A 21353-nucleotide genomic window follows, 5' to 3' on the forward strand; every position below is an offset into this window, starting at 1 on the left:
ACTAGATAATTTTTTTAATATCGTGGTAATGACAGGCGTTTCTACTTCTAACTGGGTTTTCCCTGATGTCCTATGAAACTGATCAAACGCACTACGCTCCATTATCAAGCTGGTAACTCAGATAAAATCTACGAAGTCGATCTGTGTGATCTCGGTAACGACCAGTATATCGTTAACTTCCGCTATGGACGCCGTGGCAAGACCTTGAAAGAAAGTTCAAAAACTGCTCAGCCCGTAGCTTTGGCTAAAGCACAACAAGTCTTTGATCAGTTAGTGGGCTCAAAACTCAAGAAAGGCTATCAAGATGTAACTGAAGCATCAAGTAGTGAGACTGAACAAGAGGTTAATGACTTAATTACTAGTAACTTAACTACTAGTAACCTAGTTACCAACGACCCACGCCATCAAGCCATTCTCAACGCGATTGCAAATCCAGATACTAGTAAAGGCTCTAGTAAATGGTCCCAAACCCGAGCGATCTGGCGGGCTGGAGAATTGAAAATTCGTGAAGCTACGCCCTTAATTATCCCCCTAATTGGCACTGATCAACCCTTAAAAGACTACTGCATTGCTTGGGCTTTGGGATGGTGTGGTGATCAGCATGTAATTCCTCAGCTCCAACGCTTGTATGAAACCCCTTCAACTCCAGACTTTGTCAAGGGGATTGCTTGGGAAGCTTGGATGAAACTCTGTGATCCATCAACTCAAGAACGGTTGCGCTCTCAACAGATAGAGCAATTGCCTGCCGAATTGCAATCCCATATCGAAACCGATAATCCTGCTGACTTCTCTAATGCCCTACTTACCTATCTAGACAGTAACGACTATACTCGTTTTAGTGTCCTCGATACCCTATATCAAATTAATAATGCTCAAGTGCGTCCAGCACTACTAAATATATTACGCACTGCTTCCCTACGCCCCAACTACTTCAAAGCCATTCGCCACATATTCAAGATTGCCGAATATCGACAAGATGCGGAAGTATTTGGCATTATCGCCTACCGCCTAGACACCGAGCCACCAATGTTTCATCAGTCTTATTGGCATAAGTATTACTGGGACAGAAATAGCCGCAAATATATTCCCCGTTCCAATTACCTCGGTAGTCCTGATGCTAAACGGGCTTACAGCAACGTTACTCGTGACTATCTACGGCGGCGGGTATGGCGGACTCTCAGGAAATTGGGTGAAGAATGCGATTGCAATTACATCAATCTAGCCCTAGAGATACTACTCCAATATTCTGATTCTGATGCGGTATCTGCCAGAACATCAACTTTATATCGCTGGAACTACTCCAACTGGACTCGCACCAGCTACACTCGCAACTGGGACAGCTATGCTGGTTACTTAACCTTTAACCATATTCTCTATACCAATAGTCCCCGTTACCTATTAATGCCCAACAGCCAGGCATGGCGTTGTCGAGACAACTACAAACCCGGTGATCCAGAACCAGATGTGCGAGAAGAAGCCTTTCCTGAACTTTGGGAGCAACATCCAGAGGCACTACTACAGTTATTATTACAAAGCCAGTGTCATCAAGTTCATCAGTTTGCCGCCAAAGCCTTGAAGGTATGTCAGTCATTCTGTAATCAAATCGATACAGATACTGTAATCAGACTAGTTAACAAACCCTACCCAGTAACCGCTCAACTCGGCTTTGAACTAGCAACACAAAAATATAATTCCGATAATCCAGAGAATCCTAACCTAGACTTATTACTTGCCTTAGCTAACTGCCAATTTCCACCAGCTCGTACTCAAGCCCATCAGTGGATACAAGCAATACCAACTCACTTGATTACCGCCAGCCACCTGATCATCCCGTTAGTCATCAGTCAACACTCCGATACCCGTACCTTTGCCCGTCAGTTACTGACTCAATCAATAGTAAGTGAAGCAACAGCTAAAGTATTAATCGGGCGAATCATTGTAGCAGTACTCGCACTAGAACCAACTCAAACCGATATCGCCAAAGACACTGCTCAAACCCTGCTTCTAGGTTTTACCCCCCAACTCAGGACATTGGGTATGGGAGTAGTACTAGATCTCCTCCAACACCCCATGCCAGAAATCCAGGAATTGGGAGCAAGAATCCTATTCAATCACGAAACTCCTGCCGCTGACTTACCACCCAAATTAATTGAATCACTCCTCAACGCTCCCCATCAGTCAGTGCAAGGGATTGGGGTTCAGATTTTCGGTCAACTTCCCGATCAACGGTTGCTACAAGACTACGACTTAGTATTAGCGATCGCAACCAATCAACAAGCACACTTGCGTCAAGGTATTCGTCCAGTAATTCAGCGCTTAGGACAATTATATCCAGAATTTGTAACTCAGCTAGCTACAGAAATCATTAGCCTATTGCAGCTACCAGAAAGAGATCAAGGTGTTCACCAAGATTTAGTCCAACTGCTACGAGAAGACATACCCAGCTGGATGACTAGGATTACCAAAGACAACGCGATGGGACTTCTCCAAGCCAAATCATCAGCCGCTCAAGAATTAGTAGGATTAGTACTCCAAGCTAACTATACCACTTGGGGATTAGAATTAGAAATTACTGACATTGTTAAATTAGCCAATCATGAAATCCTATCGGTCCGTAAAGCCGCTTGGACAATGATTGAGCAAAGGCTCAACCGTATCCGTAGCAATTCTCAAGACATGTTAGCCGCAGTGCGATTACTAGAAGCAAAATGGCAGGATTCCCGAGAATTTGCTACCAAACTCTTTAGCCAACAAATTACCGAACAAGAATGGACACCTGAAGTCATGGTCAGTATTTGTGACAGTACTCGGGATGATGTTCGTCAATTTGGGCGGGATTTAGTCCTACGTACCTTTCAGCAGAGTTATGGTCAAGATTATCTCCTCAAATTTAGTGAACATCCCAGTCAAGACATGCAGCTATTTGCCACTAACTATCTAGAACAGTATGCCGTAGATAATACCGACCGTTTGCAAGACTTAATCCCTTACTTTATCAGTATTTTGTCTCGTGTTAATCGCGGACGAATTGCTAAACAGCGCGTCTTCGCCTTTCTAGAAGCTGAAGCCCAAAAAAGCCAAGCAGCTGCTAAAATAGTAGCAGAAATATTAACACGACAATCCATCACAATGGCTATTGGTGATAAAGCCCGTTCAATTCAGATTATGCTTCAAATTCACCAAAACCATCCTACTATTTCTCTTCCCATTCACGTTAAACCAGTCTCCGAAGTAAGAGGAGTGTAGGGATTTATCAGTTGTGTATTGTCGGGAATAGGGAGTAGGGAGTAGGGAGTCGGGAGTAGGGAGTCGGGAGTAGGGAGTCGGGATTACCGATAGTAGGAGAAACCCTATAACATTTGAAAAGATATCCTGATAGCTGATGAAACAAAATACTGATTTAGCATAACACCAAAAATTATTATTATCTATTTCAATTATCTATTTCATAATTTTTTCGATTCCCGATTCCCGATTCCCGATTCCCGATTCCCGATTCCCGATTCCCAATTCCCAATTCCCGTTCCCCTCCTGGGAGGGGTTAGGGGTGGGTTCCGATTCCCGATTCCCGATTCCCGATTCCCGATTCCCGATTCCATTATTAACAATTAAAAAAACACTTCAATACCCTAAAAACCATGGAATTTAACTACGCCTATAAAAATAATACAGCAGTTAGCGATCGCGGCAGCAGCACCCAAATGTCCTTCTCCCCAGACACCAAGCGTCCTCCCACCTACTTCATTGGTGAATTAGGGAAAAATGTAGCCTTTCGAGAAGCCATCAGCGCCCTACATGACGTAGTAGTTTCCGATTTACGCTTCAAACCCAAAGACAGAACCGAGTATAAACAATGGCGTGCTAACCAAGACCAACAAGACTGGCAAATCATAGCCGCACAACGCCAAGACCTCGCCAATAAAATTCAACCCTTACAAGCAGAACTAACTCAATTAAATCAGAACCGATATCAACGATTATCCACCTTTTATAAAGCCAGACAGCAGTACTACAATTACCTCTATGAGAAAGACCGTGATGCCTGGTTTGTCCTCGATCCAGTAATTACCGTTCATCCCGATGAAGTCTTCTTTGAATGTTTTAGCCAAGATGAATCCAGTTATGGCCGACTAGGAGCCAGCTACGAAGTATTTAAAACTATCAACGAATTCGCCTGCGGTACAACAAACATAGACTACTCCGCCGCCCTGTACAACGAATTTCAAAAAATCCGCAGTTACAAGACAACCCAATTTGAAATTGACCCCTCCGGTTTTGAAGTAAAAACCACCCATGAAGCAGCATTTAAAGAAGTCAAAATTGACCTACCAGACAGTTGGGTAAGAGGATTTCTACAAGTCAGTTCCGCCATGGCCTTACCCGCCACCACCTTTGACTTGCAGCCCATGGATATTCACAATATCTGTTTTGTGTTGCGTCGCCACAAAGAAAAAACTGGCCCACGGGGAATGCGTTACCATCTCAAACCAGGAGAACCCGTGCGAATAGTATTTGAGCCTTGGAACATCGAAGTAGTCTGTTCGCGATCGCCCTATCAAGGTTCATCAGAACAGGTCATCCGAGTTTGGGGACGCCGCCGCCTCCACATCCTAGAACGTCTTATTCCCATTGCCAACAAATTTACCATTCACCTACTCGGAACCGGCATGCCATCCTTTTATGTAGCTGACCTAGGGGATATGTCCTTTACCCTCGGCTTATCAGGATGGACAGCTAACGATTGGTCTCAAGCTGGGAACTTTGACTTAATGGCACCCCGTGCAGATGTAGACCAGTGGACTCAACAACTCATTTTTGACGCACTCAGAGAAAACTGGGTAGAAAGTCCCCACAGTCTCGCCCAGCGCTTAGACTTAAGTCCTACTGCTGTCCTAGGTGCCTTAGGAGCTTACACCCAAGCCGGACGAGCCATTTACGACTTAAACAAGCAAGTATATCGAGTCCGGGAACTCTCCCGAGAGCCCTTACCCATGGAACGGTTACGGTTTGCCAATCAGCGAGAAGAAACAGCAACCCGCTTCTTAAGTAACAATGCCGTAGAAGTAACCTCAGTACAAGACACTCAAGGTACACTGCAGCTACAGGGAAATGTCAGAGATAAAAGCAAAACCTATAATCCCGCTTTGACAATTGATCCTGATGAACGTATAATAGCGGCAGAGTGTACCTGTAATTGGTATCAGCAAAATAAGCTGTACAAAGGTCCTTGTGAACACATACTGGCGTTGCGGATGCAGCACGCTCGTCAGTCTCAATAAATCACGTCCATTCCATCAGTTGGTAAACAGCCTTGCAATCTGGGCGGTGGATCGCCGTCCCTGCGATAAGTTCAACCACGCATCACTAGCCTGCTCGTGACTGTGCGGGCTATCGGGTGCTATCGCTATTACGGTTTCGTTTTCTTAAAACTAATTAGCGATAGCACCCGAGCCCGCTTGAGTTGAGCAGTCTAGTCCGAGGGAGTTTACGAAGGGGTAACCAACGGAGTGGGCGTGATTTTTTGGCGTTGCTTAATCTGGGAATGGTTAACCAGAAAAGGTAATTTTTTCATATTTGAAATAATAAATAATAAGGGCATTGCTTGATTGAGCAATGCCGATACTTTTCCTCCATCTTGGATAGTGAGTTGAAGAATTGATGGTAGAATTACCTTCTCTTTTACCTAACACTAATTAATCGAGCTACCCAACTAACCATAAAAAAACTATTAACAATTAACGATTTAGGATCCCCCAATCTGAATATTGCGCACCCGCACCGGCACACAAGCATGGGTCATTTGAGCAATTTGTATCGGTTGCCCTTTACCACACATATGGGTACCAAACTGCTCTTGTTCCGAAGCCACTCCAATGGCATCAACACTATTCCAGAAATCAGTACTCATAGAATGATAGGTGACATCCTTCAGCATGCCCACTACTTTACCTTTCTCCACCTTCCAGAAAGCATCTCCACCAAACTGAAAATTACGTCGCTGCTGGTCAATGGAGAAACTACCTCTACCATCAATTAAAATCCCTTCCTCAGTCTCAGCAATCATTTCTGCGAGTGTGGCAGAGTGACTTCCTCCCTCTGCTCCCGGTTCTAACCCTAAATTAGGAATCCGCACCATCGGTACACTTGACCAACTATCGGCGTAAGCGCAACCGTTACTACTGGCATTACCTAGTCGATAAGCGGTTTCCCGGTCAGTGAGGTAGTCTACTAAAATGCCATCCTTGACAACATACCAATCTTGTGATGGTACCCCCTCATCGTCATAACCTAAAGTACTACGTCCCCCGCATTGAGTGCGATCGCATTTAAAATTCACCCAAGGAGCAGCATATTGCAGCTTGCCCAATTTATCAGTAGTGGCAAAGCTAGTACCAGCAAAATTCGACTCATAGCCGTACACCCGATCCAGTTCCGTAGGGTGTCCCACCGATTCATGAATTGTTAGGTGGAGATTACTAGGCTTCAGAATCAGCGTGCTGCGAATACCAGAAGGTCCTTTGGGAGCATGAACCTTCTCTATCGCTTCTTCTGCTACCCGTTCTACCTGATTCAAAAGGTCTGGAGGTTGAATATGCTCGTAACCGATATTTAAAGGTGGACGTTCATAGCTACGGCTTTGAGCATCCCCATTAGCAACTGCTGTACAACCCAGACCTGGATAGCTACGGTATATAGTCTGTTCAATTAAGGAATCAACAGTAGAGGCAAAAATCTTATCTTCACGAGTAAAACGCAGGAAAGAGTAAGCCTTCTTAATTCCGCGATCGCTATAGCTAAGCAATTGATTATTGATACGCAATAGTAAATCTGCTTTCTCAGTAATTGGTATAGTAAACGGGTCAATTTCGATTGGAGTAATATAGCTATCGCGATAGGCTTCTACTGGGGCTAATCTTACCTGTGTTTGCTGAGAAAGGCGGCTACCTTTAGCAATTTCTACAGCTAAAGCCACCATTCGTTCCACTTCTTCTGGAGTTTTATAGGGACTAGCCGCAAAGCCCCAAGCGCCCTTTAGTAAAACTCTTACCCCAAAACCAGAACTAACATTATCACAGAGTTGGCTAAGGGAGCGATCCTGTGCAGTTAAGTTCTGATTACGGTAAGTACAAATACGGATATCTCCATACTCACACCCAGCTTTACGAATTAAATCAATCCCTAGTGTCGCCAAGTCTCTCGCCAAGTCTGTAGTCGTAATTGGTGCTAACGCTTTTATCATATGTAAAGTATGTAAATAATTTTTAAGAACAATGCTTAATATGGATTAAATTTGCTATAATTCCACTGAACTTAGATTAGGCATAACCTAGCCCTCTCCTCATTTTAATAAAGGTCAGTACAATCAAGCCCACTGGTTGTAACCATTCAGCCTAATCCTAAAAGCAATAACAAGTAATAAGAACCAATAATAAATCAGCGTCTTTCTAGTTGTCCAGACTCAATCATTTACTCGCAGCCCTGGGTCAAATACCTGAGTTTTCCTTGATTATTGATATCTAAACTATCGGCTAATCTGAAATAGCTTCAGTACTTCTACATCTAGTTAGCTGATCGACTAATTCTCCCCATCACCCTATTTTCCTAAATGAAAAAGCCCTGCTCCAAGGCAGGGCACACAAGGTTTATTTTTATCCATTGGAAGCCCCCGGTATAGTATTCGATTTACTAGGGGAGCATGTCAGTGATCTTCAAATTCGGGATAAATATCCTTTTCAAAAATTTCCTTAATCCAGTCAGGTAAGAAATACTCAGGCTTGTTGATATCCATATCCTGGCGGAGATCCACTTTATACTTGGCATCCCGTGGGGCGATGGAAGGAACCCAAGCTGAATGGAGAGACAAAGCAAATTTAACCTCCTCGTGACCCAATTTGGTAATTGGTCCTGCCGCCAGATTTCCTGCTTGCCAAATCCAAAATTCAGACCCACTAGGAGTAGTTACCGTCGCCACGATATACCCTTCAAGTTCGTCAGTTTGCCCTTGCTTAGGAACATAAATAGGGGTATTAACGACATACCCTCGTTCAATAGCCCATGAATCTTTCACTTCCATATCCACTGGAGACCATCGCAAAATACCCGATGGTTTCCAATTAGGTAAATCGTTTACTGGTACTTTACGGAAAGGATGATTAGCGTATAATTCAACCAATCTGCGAGGGGTAATTTCACTAATATACCCAGGGTAGTTTACCCAAATATTCTGAAATTGTGGGGGCGAAGTACCTTGAATTCCTTGATATGTAGGGAGTGCAACTCCCCAAAATTCTTCGAATAAGCAAGGTTGTTCACTCTTTAGTTCCCCTGTCTTCGCATTAACAACACATTTACCAAAACCCTGCTGATCATATACACCAGGAGGATAGCCATAAAAAGCAGATGGAACAAACTCAAATAAAGTTGGCCATCTTTTATCCGATTTCTGTAGCCACTCGCTAACATCATGACCAGAAGCTAACACCAGATGCAAGGTCAAATTTTCTCCATCATTATCTTCATAATCAGCATAAAAATGAACACATTCGCGAGGGATTGTGATGTGTTTCGCAATAGCTTTTCCGCCCTGAAGTTGTGCTCGCGGCACTAACCAGACTTGATTGTAAGCTGATTGAGCTTTAGCTTTTACTTCAGGAATTAACATTCTTAAAGATTCTATGCGAAAAGCCGTGTCAATAATTACCACGTAGTTTTTGGTAATCGCTATCTGGTGCGTAGATTGCTTAATTTCAACTGGCTTATTGGTGCGCTCATCAATTATTTGGGTTGTCTGGAACTTACCTTGACCATTCCAAATATGTATATAAGTATCTGGATCAATTGCTCCCACACTGATTGGAATATCAAAGATGCAATTAATAATAAATATTTCTCCCGTCTTCTGATCGTAAGCGCTATGGGCTGCACTCATATGCATAGGAAAAATCCAGGGGATTTGAATATCCCCAAGACTTGGTATGCCATTTATTTCTAAAGGAATCCATTCGGAGCGATCGCCTACAGGTGTAACTGGTTTTAGGGTGGTTAAGTCAAACTCGAAAGGACGACCTGAATCAATGGTGGCAAACATACGCCAAGAGTTATTCTCAGGATCTTGGAAAGCTTGAAGCGCTGTATTACATTGGTTTTGTAAGCCTAATCTGGGGCTTAGACGAGCCAAACCTCCCAGATTACGAAATCTAAATAATCTCCCAAACAGCAATTTTCGCAAATTTGTTAAGTATGTCCACCAGGGCTGTTCATTTATTTTTTGATCGCAGATGACAGAAGGCGTGCGAAATTGTTCGGTTTTGAGATGGATGCTTCCGCTTTGAAAATCTAAACGATATAACTGTCCATAGCCATTAAACCAAGGAGTAGCTCCATTTTGAGGTGTTGGAACTAACCAAAAAGCATGTCCCTCACAATCAGCAGGAATTTCTCCTTCAATTACATTCATCTCTAGGTCGAGGGATGCTGTATTTTGTTCGCGGAGGTTATTGGGTAAGTCAGTTGAAGGTGTTGCTATCATGGTTACTTTTTTGGTCTATAACCAATACGCATATATCTTGCTATATTCTACCAGTCGAAGTAAATGTTAAGACATATTTCTCTTCTGTGATATAAAATTTTACGATCGCGTAGCGTGACCTACGGTCGATCCGAAGTTCTCTTTAAACTAAAAGACTATGTCCTCAACTATAATTCCAGGGCAAACCCATCTAAATTCTAGAAGTCTTACTCAGAAGCGATGCAGCCTAGTTTTGGGGAGACAGCCCGGTATTGGAGGTTTCCACGGGTCGCACCTAAGCGGTATTGAAGGTTTTCCCTGCTCGCTATTGCATCGAGACAGCTTGCCCATAGCCTATAAGCTGATAACTGATAACTGATAGCTGATAGCTGATAACTGATAACTGATAACTGTTCGCGTAGCGTGCGCGTAGCGCTTAAGCTGATAGCTGTTCGCGTAGCGTGCGCGTAGCGCTTAAGCTGATAACTGATAGCTAAATTATTACAAACTTTTCTCTCTATTATATTACTTTTAAAAAAATAGGTAAGTATTCAGCCGTCAGCCGTCAGCCGTCAGCTAATCAATGGGAGGTAAGCACCGATCGCAGAATTAATTACCTACTCGCCATCTCTGTAACCCTTACATTGTAAGGCTTTGAGTTTTGTAAAATGTGTAATCAATTTTTTGTACCTGCTTAGTAAATAAGCTAGGGGGTGCTGGTACGGCTGGTTGAAAATCCCTGCTGGTTTTACTAATCCGACCCCGTGCAGTTCTCGTGCCTGATAGCTGATAGCTGATAGCTGATAGCTGATAGCTGAATACTTACAAAAATAGTTATAATAGATGACAATTAATTCCTAAAAAATCAACTATGCTTACTAGCTCAATGTTAACAAAACTAATTACATTATTTACCGCAATGGGAATGAGTGTACTTTTAGTAAAATCAGATTTATACAAGAGATTTAACCCTGATCAATCTTACCCCAAACAAAATAACTACCAGACCAAAGAAAACAACAGTGTAACGAAGCTTGAATTTGGCCAGACTAAAGATGGTCAAAACGTTTATCTCTATACTTTAACCAATACCAATGGTTTAGTAGCTAAGATAACCAACTATGGTGCTAGTCTTACTGAATTACACTTGCCTGACAACAGCGGTAAGCTAGACGATGTCGTGCTGGGATTTGATAGTCTAGAAGGTTATTTGACCGCTAAGCACTACCTATATTATGGTGCAATTGTTGGTCGCGTCGCTAATCGGATTAAAGATGCTCAGTTCACTCTCAATGGTCAAAAGTATGATCTAGCTGCTAATGCCGGTTCCCATCACATACATGGTGGTAACAAAGGTTTTGACAAAGTGGTTTGGAAAGCTGAACCAATTAACAGTAGCCAAGGACAGGCACTAAAACTAACTTATCTGAGTCCTGATGGAGAAGAAGGATATCCAGGTGATTTGACAGTTACAGCTATTTACACTCTGACTAACGATAATGAGTTAAAGCTGGAAATGACTGCTACCACTAACAAACCTACTCCTGTCAACTTGGTGAATCATACATATTGGAACTTGGCTGGTCATGGTTCTGGGAATATTCTAGGACAATATTTAACGATCAATGCCGATAGATATACGCCTAACAACGAACAGCGAATCCCTACAGGAGAGATTAAATCAGTTAAAGATACACCCTACGACTTTACTCAGCCTCAGTTGATTGGAGATGGAATTAATCAGCTTAGAAATACCCTAAAGCCAAACTATCCAGGAGGCTACGACCTCAATTATGTCTTGAATGGAGAATCAGAAAAAATAAAACTGGCAGCTACTGTATATGAACCCAAATCTGGTCGGGTGATGGAGCTTTACACTAATCAGCCAGGAATACAGTTTTTTTCGGGAAATCTTCCTAAGCTTAAAACCGTGGGTAAAGGAGATGTTGTTTATACAAATCATCAAGGTTTGTGCCTAGAGACACAACATTTTCCTGACTCAGTCAATCAGCCTAACTTTCCTTCGGTTATCTTGCATCCAGGTGAAACTTACCGACACCTAATGGTTTATAAATTTTACACCAAACAAAATAATCTAGGAGAAGTTATTGCTCCCAATACTCAAGTTGAAAAGGTAGCAGGAGGTTTTAAATTTACTGAAGGACCTGTTTGGCATCCCGACGGCTTTCTGCTATTTAGTGATATTCCAGCTAATACCATTTATAAATGGCAACCAGAGCAAAAAACCGAGATTTTTCGTCAACCTTCTGGCAATGCTAATGGTAATACCTTAGACCGCTCAGGGCGTTTAGTTACTGCCGAACATAGTAATCGTCGTCTATCCCTAACACAGAAAGATGGAAAAATCGTAACTCTAGCTAGTCACTACCAAGGCAAGCGGCTGAATAGTCCCAACGATCTAGCAGTCAAATCAGATGGTAGCATCTATTTTACTGATCCTCCCTATGGCATCAAATCCGAACAAGAAGAATTAGGGTTTTATGGTGTTTATCGCCTAGCACCAGATGGGACACTAACTCTGCTAGTTGATGACTTTGTGCGCCCTAATGGTATTGTTTTTTCCCCAGATGAAACTAAATTATATGTGAATGATTCAGAAAGAGGTCATATTAGGGTTTTTGATGTCAAGCCAGACGGGATGTTAGAGAATGGAAAACTTTTTGCCCAACTGAAACCTCCTAGTAAAGAGGGGGCAGCAGATGGTATGAAGGTAGACATCCAAGGAAATGTTTACAGCACTGGACCAGGAGGAGTTTGGATTTTCTCACCACAAGGGCATCTACTTGGCATTATTGAAACACCAGAAGCGCCTGCTAATTTAGCATGGGGCGACAGCGACTACCAAACCCTCTATATTACAGCTAGAAACAGTCTTTATCGTATCCGTTTAAAGATTAAAGGTATGCGCTAGAAAGTCCTACTAATTCTACTGCATTAATCAGATAATTAGTAGGAGTATATAATTCATAATTCAGATTAATAATACTGAATTTGTAGGATGGGTAGAGCGATACCAAAACCTATCGCTCTCTGGCTTCTGTTCGGTTTTATCCTTCAACCTAACCTACAATAAAGTGAATTCCATAACCATCATTATTCCAAACTATTCTGGTCAATAGGGGATTTGGCTGAACGAACGAGTTTCCTAACTTTACCATCTTGTTTTGATGTCACATAGATTTCTCCTTCTTCGTCCACCCCGAATCGCACATCAGAGCGTTTTTTACCAATGATTTCGAGAACAGAAGCGTCTTGCTCTCCGTCAAAGAGTCTGAGTTCTTTTATTTTTGCCTGTTTGCCATCGACAAGTTCATCCACAGGAACGTGGAAAAATCTGGCATCATGAGCGAAGTCAGCAAAAATGTATTGACCGATTAATTCAGGAATTGCTTTGCCCCGATAAACATAACCACCAGCGATCGCAATTCCATAGAAACCTTTTATGTCGGGGGGGATGTCATGGTCATATTGGGCAACCGGATAAGTATAGCCATAGGAGCGATCGTTTTTGGGTAATGCAAACAAAACATTTTCATTATTTTCCTCTATAACCCAAGTACCTTCCCGCTCGCCCCAACCATAGTTAGCTCCTTTAATACCAAGATTAACTTCTTCAATAAAAGCCTGACCAGTATCAGCAATCAACATTTTGCCTTCGCCACCAGTATCCCAGCTAAAACGATGGGGATTACGCAGTCCATAAGCCCAGATTTCACCCAAGGTTTTAGGTTCTTCATCTGTAACAAAAGGATTATCACGAGGAATACCATATTGACCATTAACACTATTATTGCCAAAGGGATCTATTCTGAGAATTTTGCCCAGGGGTGTTCCTAGATTCTGTCCATTATCCAAGGGATCGGTATCGCTAACAGGGTAGCCATCACTACCGCCATCAGCTACTGCAATGTAGAGCAAGCCATAATCATCATCCCCTGGTTTAGCATTGGGATTAAAGCCCAATTGTCCAACATTATGATCTGGGTAAGGCTCTTCAATGCGCAAAATCTCACGGGATGTTCCGACAAAAGTATTGCTAGAAGGGTTTGTTGCCTTCCACTCGCGAATTACATCGTGGTGGGCACTTTCGATAATGTTCTTGTTACTATCAATAATTGGTTTGGTAACGGGGAAGTCAGGAGTACCGCCAGTTTTAACTTCGCTAGTTACAGTATAAAAAATTCCATTGTCAGCAAATTCTGGATGAAAAGCAAAATAAGCGAAGCCCTGTTGAGGAGTTTCATAGGTAAAGTCTGCACAAATTAGTTTTTTCAGATTCATATAAACAGTAGCAGTGCCGTCAACAATGACATACAACTTGCCACGCATATCGTTAACAAATAATCGTCGGGTCCCATCTCCTGCATGGGTAAGCAGGTTCAAGCGAGCAGCTTTATTTCTTCCAGTTCCACTGTTGGTAATTTGAACAACTTCTTCCAATCCCACAGAGAGTTCTGACTTTTTAATTGGCTCGGGAATGGGATCGGTTATCTGAGCAGAAGAAATCCTGGCAACAGCAAAGATGACCAAGAAGAGCGACAAGATAAAACAGAGAAGGCGAAATTTCTTCATACATAATATGGATGCTGCTAAGTTAAGGGCGCGGACCCTAAAAATCTGAGAAATACCAAAATACGAAACTCCTTGCTATAACTACCTTGTGAGGGATTGAGCTTGGAGTCATAGTGGCGTAATATGGTTTTTTGCATGTTACAGCTCAAGGCACTGGTTCCGCAATTCTTTCCCACAAGAGCAAGATAAATCTGATATTTCTGTTATAAATTGTTATTATAGTAAGTTATCTCTATTAACTAAGTCTTAGCATCTAAGACCTAGACACTCATCGGTGCATTCTACAGAGTAACCCTAATGGAAGATTCAAAAACTATAACCAAACCCAAGCATATTGTTTTAACCTCCCATCCGAGCTCTTCTAGATGCAATTCTCCAGCAATTAACTGGGGAGAAAGTGACCCCCTCAAACGAGGACCTATTGTCGGTACCTTAGTTAACTCAGCTCATCGCAATGTTATTGGTACTCACTCAGGCTCCTATTCAGTGTATCGAGCTTTAGCCGTAGCCAGTGGCACACTCCAGCCTAATCACCGCCCGGATCTCACCAACACTGCTCCCATCGTTCCTATTGGTCCTCATCCGAGTTGGACTGACCCTAATCTGATTGTTTCTATTGACCCTTTTGGGGCGATGGTAGGTGAAGTTTATAGCGATTTATATCAGCAAGGATACGACATTAGACCCACAATTGCCATCACCAAAGCTCATATCAATATGCCAGAACTACAGGATGCTGTAGAGAAAAAGCGTTTAGCAATTGATGGCAAAATTATTAAAAACGATAGTAGTTTAGTAGTCACTAAAGTAGCCATTGACCCGGTTTGGTATTTACCGGGAATTGCCCAACGATTGGACATTCAGGAAAGTTACCTGCGCCGTGCTCTATTCCAACAAACCGGTGGCATGTTCCCGGAACTGATCACTCGCCCCGATTTAAAGGTATTCTTACCGCCCATTGGTGGCATCACTGTCTATTTAATTGGTGATGTGGCAGCCATTACTGAACCCAATCGACTGCTCGCTGTACGAGTTCATGATGAATGTAATGGTTCCGATGTTTTCGGTTCCGACATCTGCACCTGTCGTCCCTATCTAGTTCATGGTCTAGAAGTCTGTGTCCAGACAGCCCAAGGTGGAGGTGCAGGTGTCATTGTTTATTTCCGTAAAGAAGGTCGCGCTTTAGGTGAAGTAACTAAGTTTCTAGTGTATAATGCGCGGAAACGTCAGCAAGGAGGTGATAGCGCTAATGCCTACTTCAACCGTACAGAGTGTGTGGCTGGGGTTCAAGATATCCGCTTCCAAGAACTAATGCCTGATGTGCTCCATTGGCTGGGAATAAAACGAATTGACCGTTTTGTCTCCATGAGCGATATGAAATATAACGCTATCGTTGAATCCGGTATTGAGATTATTCAGCGCATTCCCATTCCAGAACACTTGATTCCCGCTGATGCCCAGGTAGAAATCGCTGCCAAAAAAGCTGCTGGTTATTACACTGACAATACAACTGAACAAGATGCGATCGCATTAGATCAAATTCAAGGGCGCGGTTTAGCCGATTAGTCATTGTACTCATCTTCTTGAGCAATTCCTCTCCCGTTATACCCGTAGGGTTAGCGGGAGAGGAATTGCGTTCGCGTAGCGTGACCTACGGTCAATCTACGCGAACGCAATAATTTAAAATGTGAGCATGGTGCGACTCAGTTCTGAGCAGGAGCCCCTGGAGAACAGGGGGGTATGGCTCAGGGGAGAGAGGAGACAACTCCTCGCACCTCCTAACTATCCGGCACGGATGGTGGTGAAAACCCACCCCATGAGGAGACATGTGACAGCCAACCTGGCCACACCGAATAAGGCGACACCCTTATAGAGTGAAGCTGGCATCAGGCCGCAATCAGAGGGAATCTGGACTGGTAAACCCACACTGGCGGTAATGGCAAGATGACATGGGTAACTTAACGTGAAAATCCTGAAAAAGCGTCTGAACATTAGTCCAGCATCTTCAACTCCCGCATTGTCTGTTTGCTAACAAATGCAATCTCCTGGGAGGAAGATAGGCGAATTGGATTGCCCTAAATCATCACAACAATCAGCCGGATGGAACGAGCAAAAACGATAGCAATTAGGTCTGTAGGCCGGTCGAACCTACGGTAAGAGATGTCACTCTTAATCCCTACTATCGGGTAGGATGTGGGCTTATAACTGCCCACGGGTATTCAGAAAACACAAACTCTAGGAGAGCATGATTAGACACATGGATAACCATAGTGAATCTTGGAAGAAGGAAAATTGGAAAGTACTCCGACGGAATCTCTTCCGCCTACAAAAGCGAGTGTTCAAAGCAGTTCGAGCTGGAGACCTTAAGAAAGCTAGGTCACTACAGAAACTGATTCTGAAATCACGTGCAGCACAGTTACTGGCGGTACGCCAAGTCACACAACTAAATAAGGGTAAAAAGACGGCTGGAATCGACGGAAAGTCCTCCCTAGATTACAGAGAACGCATAGAACTGGTTGAAGCATTGAACCACTACGGATGCGACTGGCACCATAGCGGACTACGTGAAGTCCCCATCTTGAAAAAGAACGGTAAGACTAGGATGCTGAAGATACCAACTATCGCAGACAGAGCATGGCAATGTCTAGTAAAATTCGCACTTGAACCCGCCCACGAGGCAACGTTCAACGGAAATAGCTACGGATTCAGAACGGGACGATGCGCCCAGGACGTGCAAAAAAGACTATTCCAACACCTAAGGAAACCCTCCAAAGGAAATAGGGAAGCCAACAAGCACAAAAGAATCATAGAACTAGACATCAAAAAATGCTTTGACCGTATAAGCCACAACAGCATAATGGATAATTTGATAGCACCTTACGCCATCAGGCAAGGAATATTCAGATGTCTAAAAGCTGGAACCTCAGTCGAATTTCCCGACCAAGGTACCCCTCAGGGGGGAGTGGTAAGTCCCCTATTGGCAAACGTGGCATTAAATGGTATAGAGGATATTCACACAAGTCTTCGGTATGCCGACGATATGGTGTTCATTCTCAAGCCCCAGGACGACGCAAACGTTATCCTCGGTAAAGTCAAGGAATTCCTGGCTGAAAGAGGAATGGAAATCAGTGAAGAAAAGACCAAGCTAACTAAAGCGACAGATGGATTTGACTTCCTAGGCTGGAACATCCGGGTTAGAAAAGACGGAAAGTTCTCAAGTGTTCCCTCAGCGGAAAACTACGAGGCATTTCGTAAGAAGGTCAAAAACATAGTCAACAACTCGGGCTATGGAGCCAAAGTAAAAGCTATGAAACTAGCCCCTATCGTTCGCGGATGGCGCAACTACCACTCAAGCTGTGATATGAGCAGCGGGAAGAACTCACTATGGTTCATGGACAAAGCTGCAAGCTTCAAATTCCGAAAGGAAAAGAAGATAAACAGACATGAAGCCATCGAACTATGTAAGAAAGCATTCCCAAAAGTAGGGTACAAGCAAAATCAACACGTGAACGTAAAAGGGACTAAGTCCCCATATGATGGAGACTTAGCGTACTGGAGCAAAAGGAACTCCCTCCTCTACTCCGATGCTACATCTGATGCATTGAAACGGCAAAACCATTCCTGCGGATATTGCGGGCTGAAGTTCCTAGAAGACGAATCTGTACACCTCCATCATGTTGATGGAAACCACGACAATTGGTCAAAAAAGAACTTACTAGCAGTTCACCAGAGCTGCCACCAGCAATTACACTGGAGCACTCCGAAAGGAGAGGATATCTAGGAGCCGGATGAGGCGAAAGTCTCACGTCCGGTTCTGAAGGAGAGGTGCCGAGTCCAATCACTCGCATCGACTCTAGCAGTGAAAAAGCTTACCGTTACCGTTTTTACCCAACACCTGAAATTGATCAGCTTAATATCTAGCTGGGTGGGTTACTGCTGCACCCATGAGTTGAAAGGGGGGATGGGGTGGGAGCACCAAAGCCAATAGACATCAGGGCCTTTGAGCATGTGAACAGACTAATTTAATCTCTATCCAATTTCCTTGATTCTGGAGAGATTGTCTAGTCTGAATTGAGCCAAAGCCAACCTCTGCGCCAACGTCTGTTTTGTCAAGTACAATTTCTACAAAATAGCTGCGATTACCCTGAATCAGATAGAAAATGAAAATTAAGCTCTATAAGCTGCCATTGATCGTGATTTTAGCTGGTATCTTGTTCTCGCTTTACCTACAATGGCAAATCCCTGATGAAGTTTTTTTTAGTGGCGATGCTGGACTAAAAGCTTTACAGGCAAAGCAGTTTGCATCTGGTGATTTTCGCTTTGACTTACATTTATCCGCACAGGCTTGGGTACAGCAACTTTGGAATGAAGGACTTTATCCTTTTGAACCACCCTTTGCTTACAAAATATCCCAGCAGTACTTTAGCCAATATCCTTTCACTTTTCCCCTAGTAAGCGCACCATTTTATGCACTCTTTGGTTTCAGGGGACTCTACATCCTTCCGCTGGCTTCCTTGTGGGCATTGTGGTTCAGTTTTTCCTTGACTTGTCAACGCCTCAAATTGGGAGCTACTGCTACTTCTTTAGCCCTAGCTACTCTGATATTTGCTTCGCCACTATCTCTGTATGGTGCTATGTACTGGGAGCATACCCTAGCAATTTTCCTAGCTTTTGAGGGTTTGGTCACTATCTTAGTGCCAAGCCAATCAAATTTATCTCCAAAAAAAGCTATTTTAGGGGGAATACTGTTAGGTTTATCTGTTTGGTTTAGACCAGAGTTTCTCTGTCTGGTTGGAATTGTATTACTACTATCTTTTGTTTCGCCAAGAGTAAGCTTTATATTTGACTTTGCCTTCTTATTTAGTGCAATTATTATTGCACTATCTATCTGGATGAAAGCCGAATCAATCCGCTTCATTGGTTTTATTGGTGTAATAGCATACGCTATATCAAAAGTTAATTTTACCTTAGAAAATAAGAAGCATATTATTGGCAGCATGCTACTGAGCGTTGCTGGATTTTTTGGTTTGAATGCAATGATTTACCATCATCCCTTAGGGACTCATGGTCTTCAGGTAGTAGAAGAAATTTCTTTACGAAGTAGAGGGGAAGAAGCATTCAAATATTTTCAGCAGATGAATTCTGATTTACTTTATTACTTCCCAATCATTTTCTTTCCTTTTCTATATCTACTGCTGTCTTTGGTTGACATAAAACTAAAATTGCAACCAAGGATAAAAATTTTATTTATCATCTGCATCTTGTTCATTTATGGCACTCCAATCTTGTTACCAAGTAGTGGAGGTAAACAATGGGGACCTAGATTTATATTGATTCTCATCCCATTGATTTCTTTATTGGCGATAGTTATCCTCAAGTCTGTATTCAGAAGCAATAGGTTTAGTTGGCGACTGGTTGGACTGGGGATATTTGCAGTTTTTTTTAGTCTTGGAATTTATACCAATACCTATATAGGTACGAGCCGTTTACTGCAAGATTATCGTCAAAGAGTATTTCCAGCCCTTACGTTCTTACGAAAAGAGCAAAACTCAGTTGTTGCTGTATCTCACCAATTTATTGCTCAAGAACTGCAAGCAGTTTTTTGGAAAAAAACTTTTTTTCTCACTAATAATCCTGAAGATTTACAGAAATTAATTGAGGGGCTAATCGCTCAAAAACAATCGCAATTTCTATTGCTTTGCTACTCTTCTCAAGATATCTGCAATTACGCTAAAAATGTTACAAATGAGGGATGGATACTTCCTATAGGAAATAACACCAACAAGGTTGTTTTTGATTATTTAAATAAGTTTAAAGAACTTGATTGGCGCTCAGATGGAGGAGTTATTTTTTACAGAGTCTCGCTATTAAGTAGTGAGAAAATTAATAATTAAAATCCTCATTGCTGGGATGATTTGCGGACAAAAGAGAAAGCAACCGACTAAGACTCTCCTCGAACCAGTCTGGATTGGTAAAGACTACCAATTACCTCAAGCTAAGAACACTACTCTCGGCACTCATGTTATACCACTACGCATTAAGGTGTTTGACATTCCTAAACTCTGAAATCTAGTCCTAGCTGACTTCTGACTTCTGACTTCTGACTTCTGACTTGCGCGTAGCGCTATAATGGATAAATTAATATTTTGGCGGCAGGGCTTGCCGTGTCAGTCTGGGTCGGGACTGTAAGACCTCAAGAGAGTAAATCTCTAAAGGCTAGTGCTAAGAAACAGAAACCTAAGTCGTGAGTCCTAAGGTACCCCCGCTATAATTAAAGATTTAGCGGCGGGAGGATGTCATTACTCAATACTCCTGAATCCTTAGTCACCCCCGAATTGCCTATTCCCTAATTCCGAGTTGCCTATGTCACCTCTGGATAATGCACAACAGCAGTTAATCGCTTACTTAAAAACCCCATTGGCAATTCGGGAGAGATGCGATCGCATTTTCACCTTAGCTACTGCTGACCAGTTGCAGTACTTTCGCTGCAATTTAACCAAGCTAGACCAAGTAGCTAACTATGTCATCGAGGTTATGCACCAGCACTACCCCGATTTCCAGATTCCATTTCATAGTCGCTGGCGGCATTTTGAGGTCGAAAATGTCCCTCGTCTTCAGGAACTAGACCAGAAATTGGCAGGATTCACTCCACTCCAAAAAGCCCAAACCAAATTCGACTTAGTCATCATTAGCGTCCTGCTCGATGCTGGGGCTGGCAGCAATTGGCAGTATCATGAACCAGAAACCGGACTAGTGTTTCGCCGTTCCGAAGGATTAGCCGTTGCTAGTTTCCGCATGTTCTGTCAGGGAGCTTTCTCCAGCGACCCAGACCTACCTTGGCAAGTCGATGCCAAAGGACTTCAATCCTTGAGTGCCCATCACTTAGCCCAGGGATTCCAGGTCAGTCAAGCCAATCCACTAATAGGCATAGAGGGTAGGCTAGCCTTACTACAGCGCTTAGGTAAAGCACTTGTAGAAATACCACAGATGTTTGGCAAAGTCAATCCTCGTCCTGGCAACTTAGTAAATTACTTGCTAAATGACTTGGTAAATTACCAATTGCTAGATAAGTTGCAGGTTACCAAGGGATTACACGATAGCAACTTAAACCTTGAAAGTTGGGAAGACAACCAAAGCTGGGTAAAGCCACTTACAGATTCACAACCTCCCCAGGAGCAACCAGCTAACCTACAACCTGCTAACCTACAACCTGCTAACCTACAACCTGCTAACCTACAACCTGCTAACCTAC

At 42.9% G+C, this 21353-nt stretch carries 13 protein-coding genes; 8 read left to right on the forward strand and 5 right to left on the reverse strand.

Annotated elements, in window-relative coordinates; translation table 11 throughout:
- Window positions 1-72: 72 nt before the first annotated feature.
- Entirely contained in the window at window positions 73-3246 is a 3174-nt protein-coding gene (locus AC4II3_RS04125) for a WGR domain-containing protein (protein WP_488016646.1), read from the forward strand.
- A 7-nt stretch (window positions 3247-3253) separates the two neighbouring features.
- Here AC4II3_RS04125 and AC4II3_RS04130 read toward each other — a convergent pair whose 3' ends face one another.
- Window positions 3254-3391 (reverse strand): hypothetical protein, encoded by a 138-nt coding sequence (locus AC4II3_RS04130; RefSeq protein WP_488016644.1) that lies wholly within the window; start codon window positions 3389-3391, stop codon window positions 3254-3256.
- Between the two features lie 55 nt (window positions 3392-3446).
- Window positions 3447-3599: a hypothetical protein gene (locus AC4II3_RS04135; protein ID WP_490722774.1), complete on the reverse strand. Its 153-nt coding sequence runs from the start codon at window positions 3597-3599 to the stop codon at window positions 3447-3449.
- Between the two features lie 39 nt (window positions 3600-3638).
- Here AC4II3_RS04135 and AC4II3_RS04140 point away from each other — a divergent pair, with 39 nt between their 5' ends.
- Window positions 3639-5279: an SWIM zinc finger family protein gene (locus AC4II3_RS04140; RefSeq protein ID WP_488009490.1), complete on the forward strand. Its 1641-nt coding sequence runs from the start codon at window positions 3639-3641 to the stop codon at window positions 5277-5279.
- Window positions 5280-5743: 464 nt separating this feature from the next.
- Here the strand turns inward: AC4II3_RS04140 and AC4II3_RS04145 are convergent, their stop codons facing one another.
- Window positions 5744-7240, reverse strand: a complete 1497-nt coding sequence (locus AC4II3_RS04145; protein WP_488009488.1) for a TldD/PmbA family protein — start codon at window positions 7238-7240, stop codon at window positions 5744-5746.
- A 459-nt stretch (window positions 7241-7699) separates the two neighbouring features.
- Window positions 7700-9529: a carotenoid oxygenase family protein gene (locus AC4II3_RS04150; protein ID WP_488009486.1), complete on the reverse strand. Its 1830-nt coding sequence runs from the start codon at window positions 9527-9529 to the stop codon at window positions 7700-7702.
- A 904-nt stretch (window positions 9530-10433) separates the two neighbouring features.
- Between AC4II3_RS04150 and AC4II3_RS04155 the strand changes: the two genes are divergently transcribed.
- Window positions 10434-12440 carry an aldose epimerase family protein gene (locus tag AC4II3_RS04155; RefSeq protein WP_490722776.1) on the forward strand — a complete coding sequence of 669 codons (2007 nt, stop codon included), beginning with the start codon at window positions 10434-10436 and terminating at the stop codon, window positions 12438-12440.
- A 182-nt stretch (window positions 12441-12622) separates the two neighbouring features.
- On the opposite strand, the gene AC4II3_RS04160 is transcribed toward AC4II3_RS04155, so the two are convergent.
- The gene (locus AC4II3_RS04160; protein WP_488009482.1) at window positions 12623-14101 is read right to left on the reverse strand and encodes a PQQ-dependent sugar dehydrogenase; all 1479 of its coding nucleotides are present in this window, start codon (window positions 14099-14101) and stop codon (window positions 12623-12625) included.
- A gap of 297 nt (window positions 14102-14398) precedes the next feature.
- Here AC4II3_RS04160 and AC4II3_RS04165 point away from each other — a divergent pair, with 297 nt between their 5' ends.
- From AC4II3_RS04165 to AC4II3_RS04185, 5 genes are all read left to right on the forward strand, one after another.
- Window positions 14399-15667 carry a GTP cyclohydrolase II gene (locus AC4II3_RS04165; RefSeq protein ID WP_488009480.1) on the forward strand — a complete coding sequence of 423 codons (1269 nt, stop codon included), beginning with the start codon at window positions 14399-14401 and terminating at the stop codon, window positions 15665-15667.
- Window positions 15668-16346: 679 nt separating this feature from the next.
- Entirely contained in the window at window positions 16347-17882 is a 1536-nt protein-coding gene (locus AC4II3_RS04170) for a group II intron reverse transcriptase/maturase (protein WP_488009478.1), read from the forward strand.
- 379 nt (window positions 17883-18261) lie between these two features.
- Window positions 18262-19995 (forward strand): LA_3751/LA_3752 family putative glycosyltransferase, encoded by a 1734-nt coding sequence (locus AC4II3_RS04175; RefSeq protein WP_488009476.1) that lies wholly within the window; start codon window positions 18262-18264, stop codon window positions 19993-19995.
- Window positions 19976-20167: a hypothetical protein gene (locus AC4II3_RS04180; protein ID WP_488009474.1), complete on the forward strand. Its 192-nt coding sequence runs from the start codon at window positions 19976-19978 to the stop codon at window positions 20165-20167. Before AC4II3_RS04175 ends, AC4II3_RS04180 begins: the two co-directional genes overlap by 20 nt.
- Window positions 20168-20464: 297 nt before the next feature.
- On the forward strand, window positions 20465-21353 hold an 889-nt coding region (locus tag AC4II3_RS04185; protein WP_488009472.1), incomplete at its 3' end, for a DUF1688 family protein.

This window comes from Moorena sp. (genome assembly GCF_982860115.1).

Coding starts and splice junctions, on each gene's coding strand:
- AC4II3_RS04140 (WP_488009490.1), top strand. CDS start 3,639: ATGGAATTTAACTACGCCTATAAAAATAATACAGCAGTTAGCGATCGC.
- AC4II3_RS04170 (WP_488009478.1), top strand. CDS start 16,347: ATGATTAGACACATGGATAACCATAGTGAATCTTGGAAGAAGGAAAAT.
- AC4II3_RS04135 (WP_490722774.1), bottom strand. CDS start 3,599: ATGGAATCGGGAATCGGGAATCGGGAATCGGGAATCGGGAATCGGAAC.
- AC4II3_RS04155 (WP_490722776.1), top strand. CDS start 10,434: ATGAGTGTACTTTTAGTAAAATCAGATTTATACAAGAGATTTAACCCT.
- AC4II3_RS04160 (WP_488009482.1), bottom strand. CDS start 14,101: ATGAAGAAATTTCGCCTTCTCTGTTTTATCTTGTCGCTCTTCTTGGTC.
- AC4II3_RS04165 (WP_488009480.1), top strand. CDS start 14,399: ATGGAAGATTCAAAAACTATAACCAAACCCAAGCATATTGTTTTAACC.
- AC4II3_RS04145 (WP_488009488.1), bottom strand. CDS start 7,240: ATGATAAAAGCGTTAGCACCAATTACGACTACAGACTTGGCGAGAGAC.
- AC4II3_RS04150 (WP_488009486.1), bottom strand. CDS start 9,529: ATGATAGCAACACCTTCAACTGACTTACCCAATAACCTCCGCGAACAA.
- AC4II3_RS04125 (WP_488016646.1), top strand. CDS start 73: ATGAAACTGATCAAACGCACTACGCTCCATTATCAAGCTGGTAACTCA.
- AC4II3_RS04175 (WP_488009476.1), top strand. CDS start 18,262: ATGAAAATTAAGCTCTATAAGCTGCCATTGATCGTGATTTTAGCTGGT.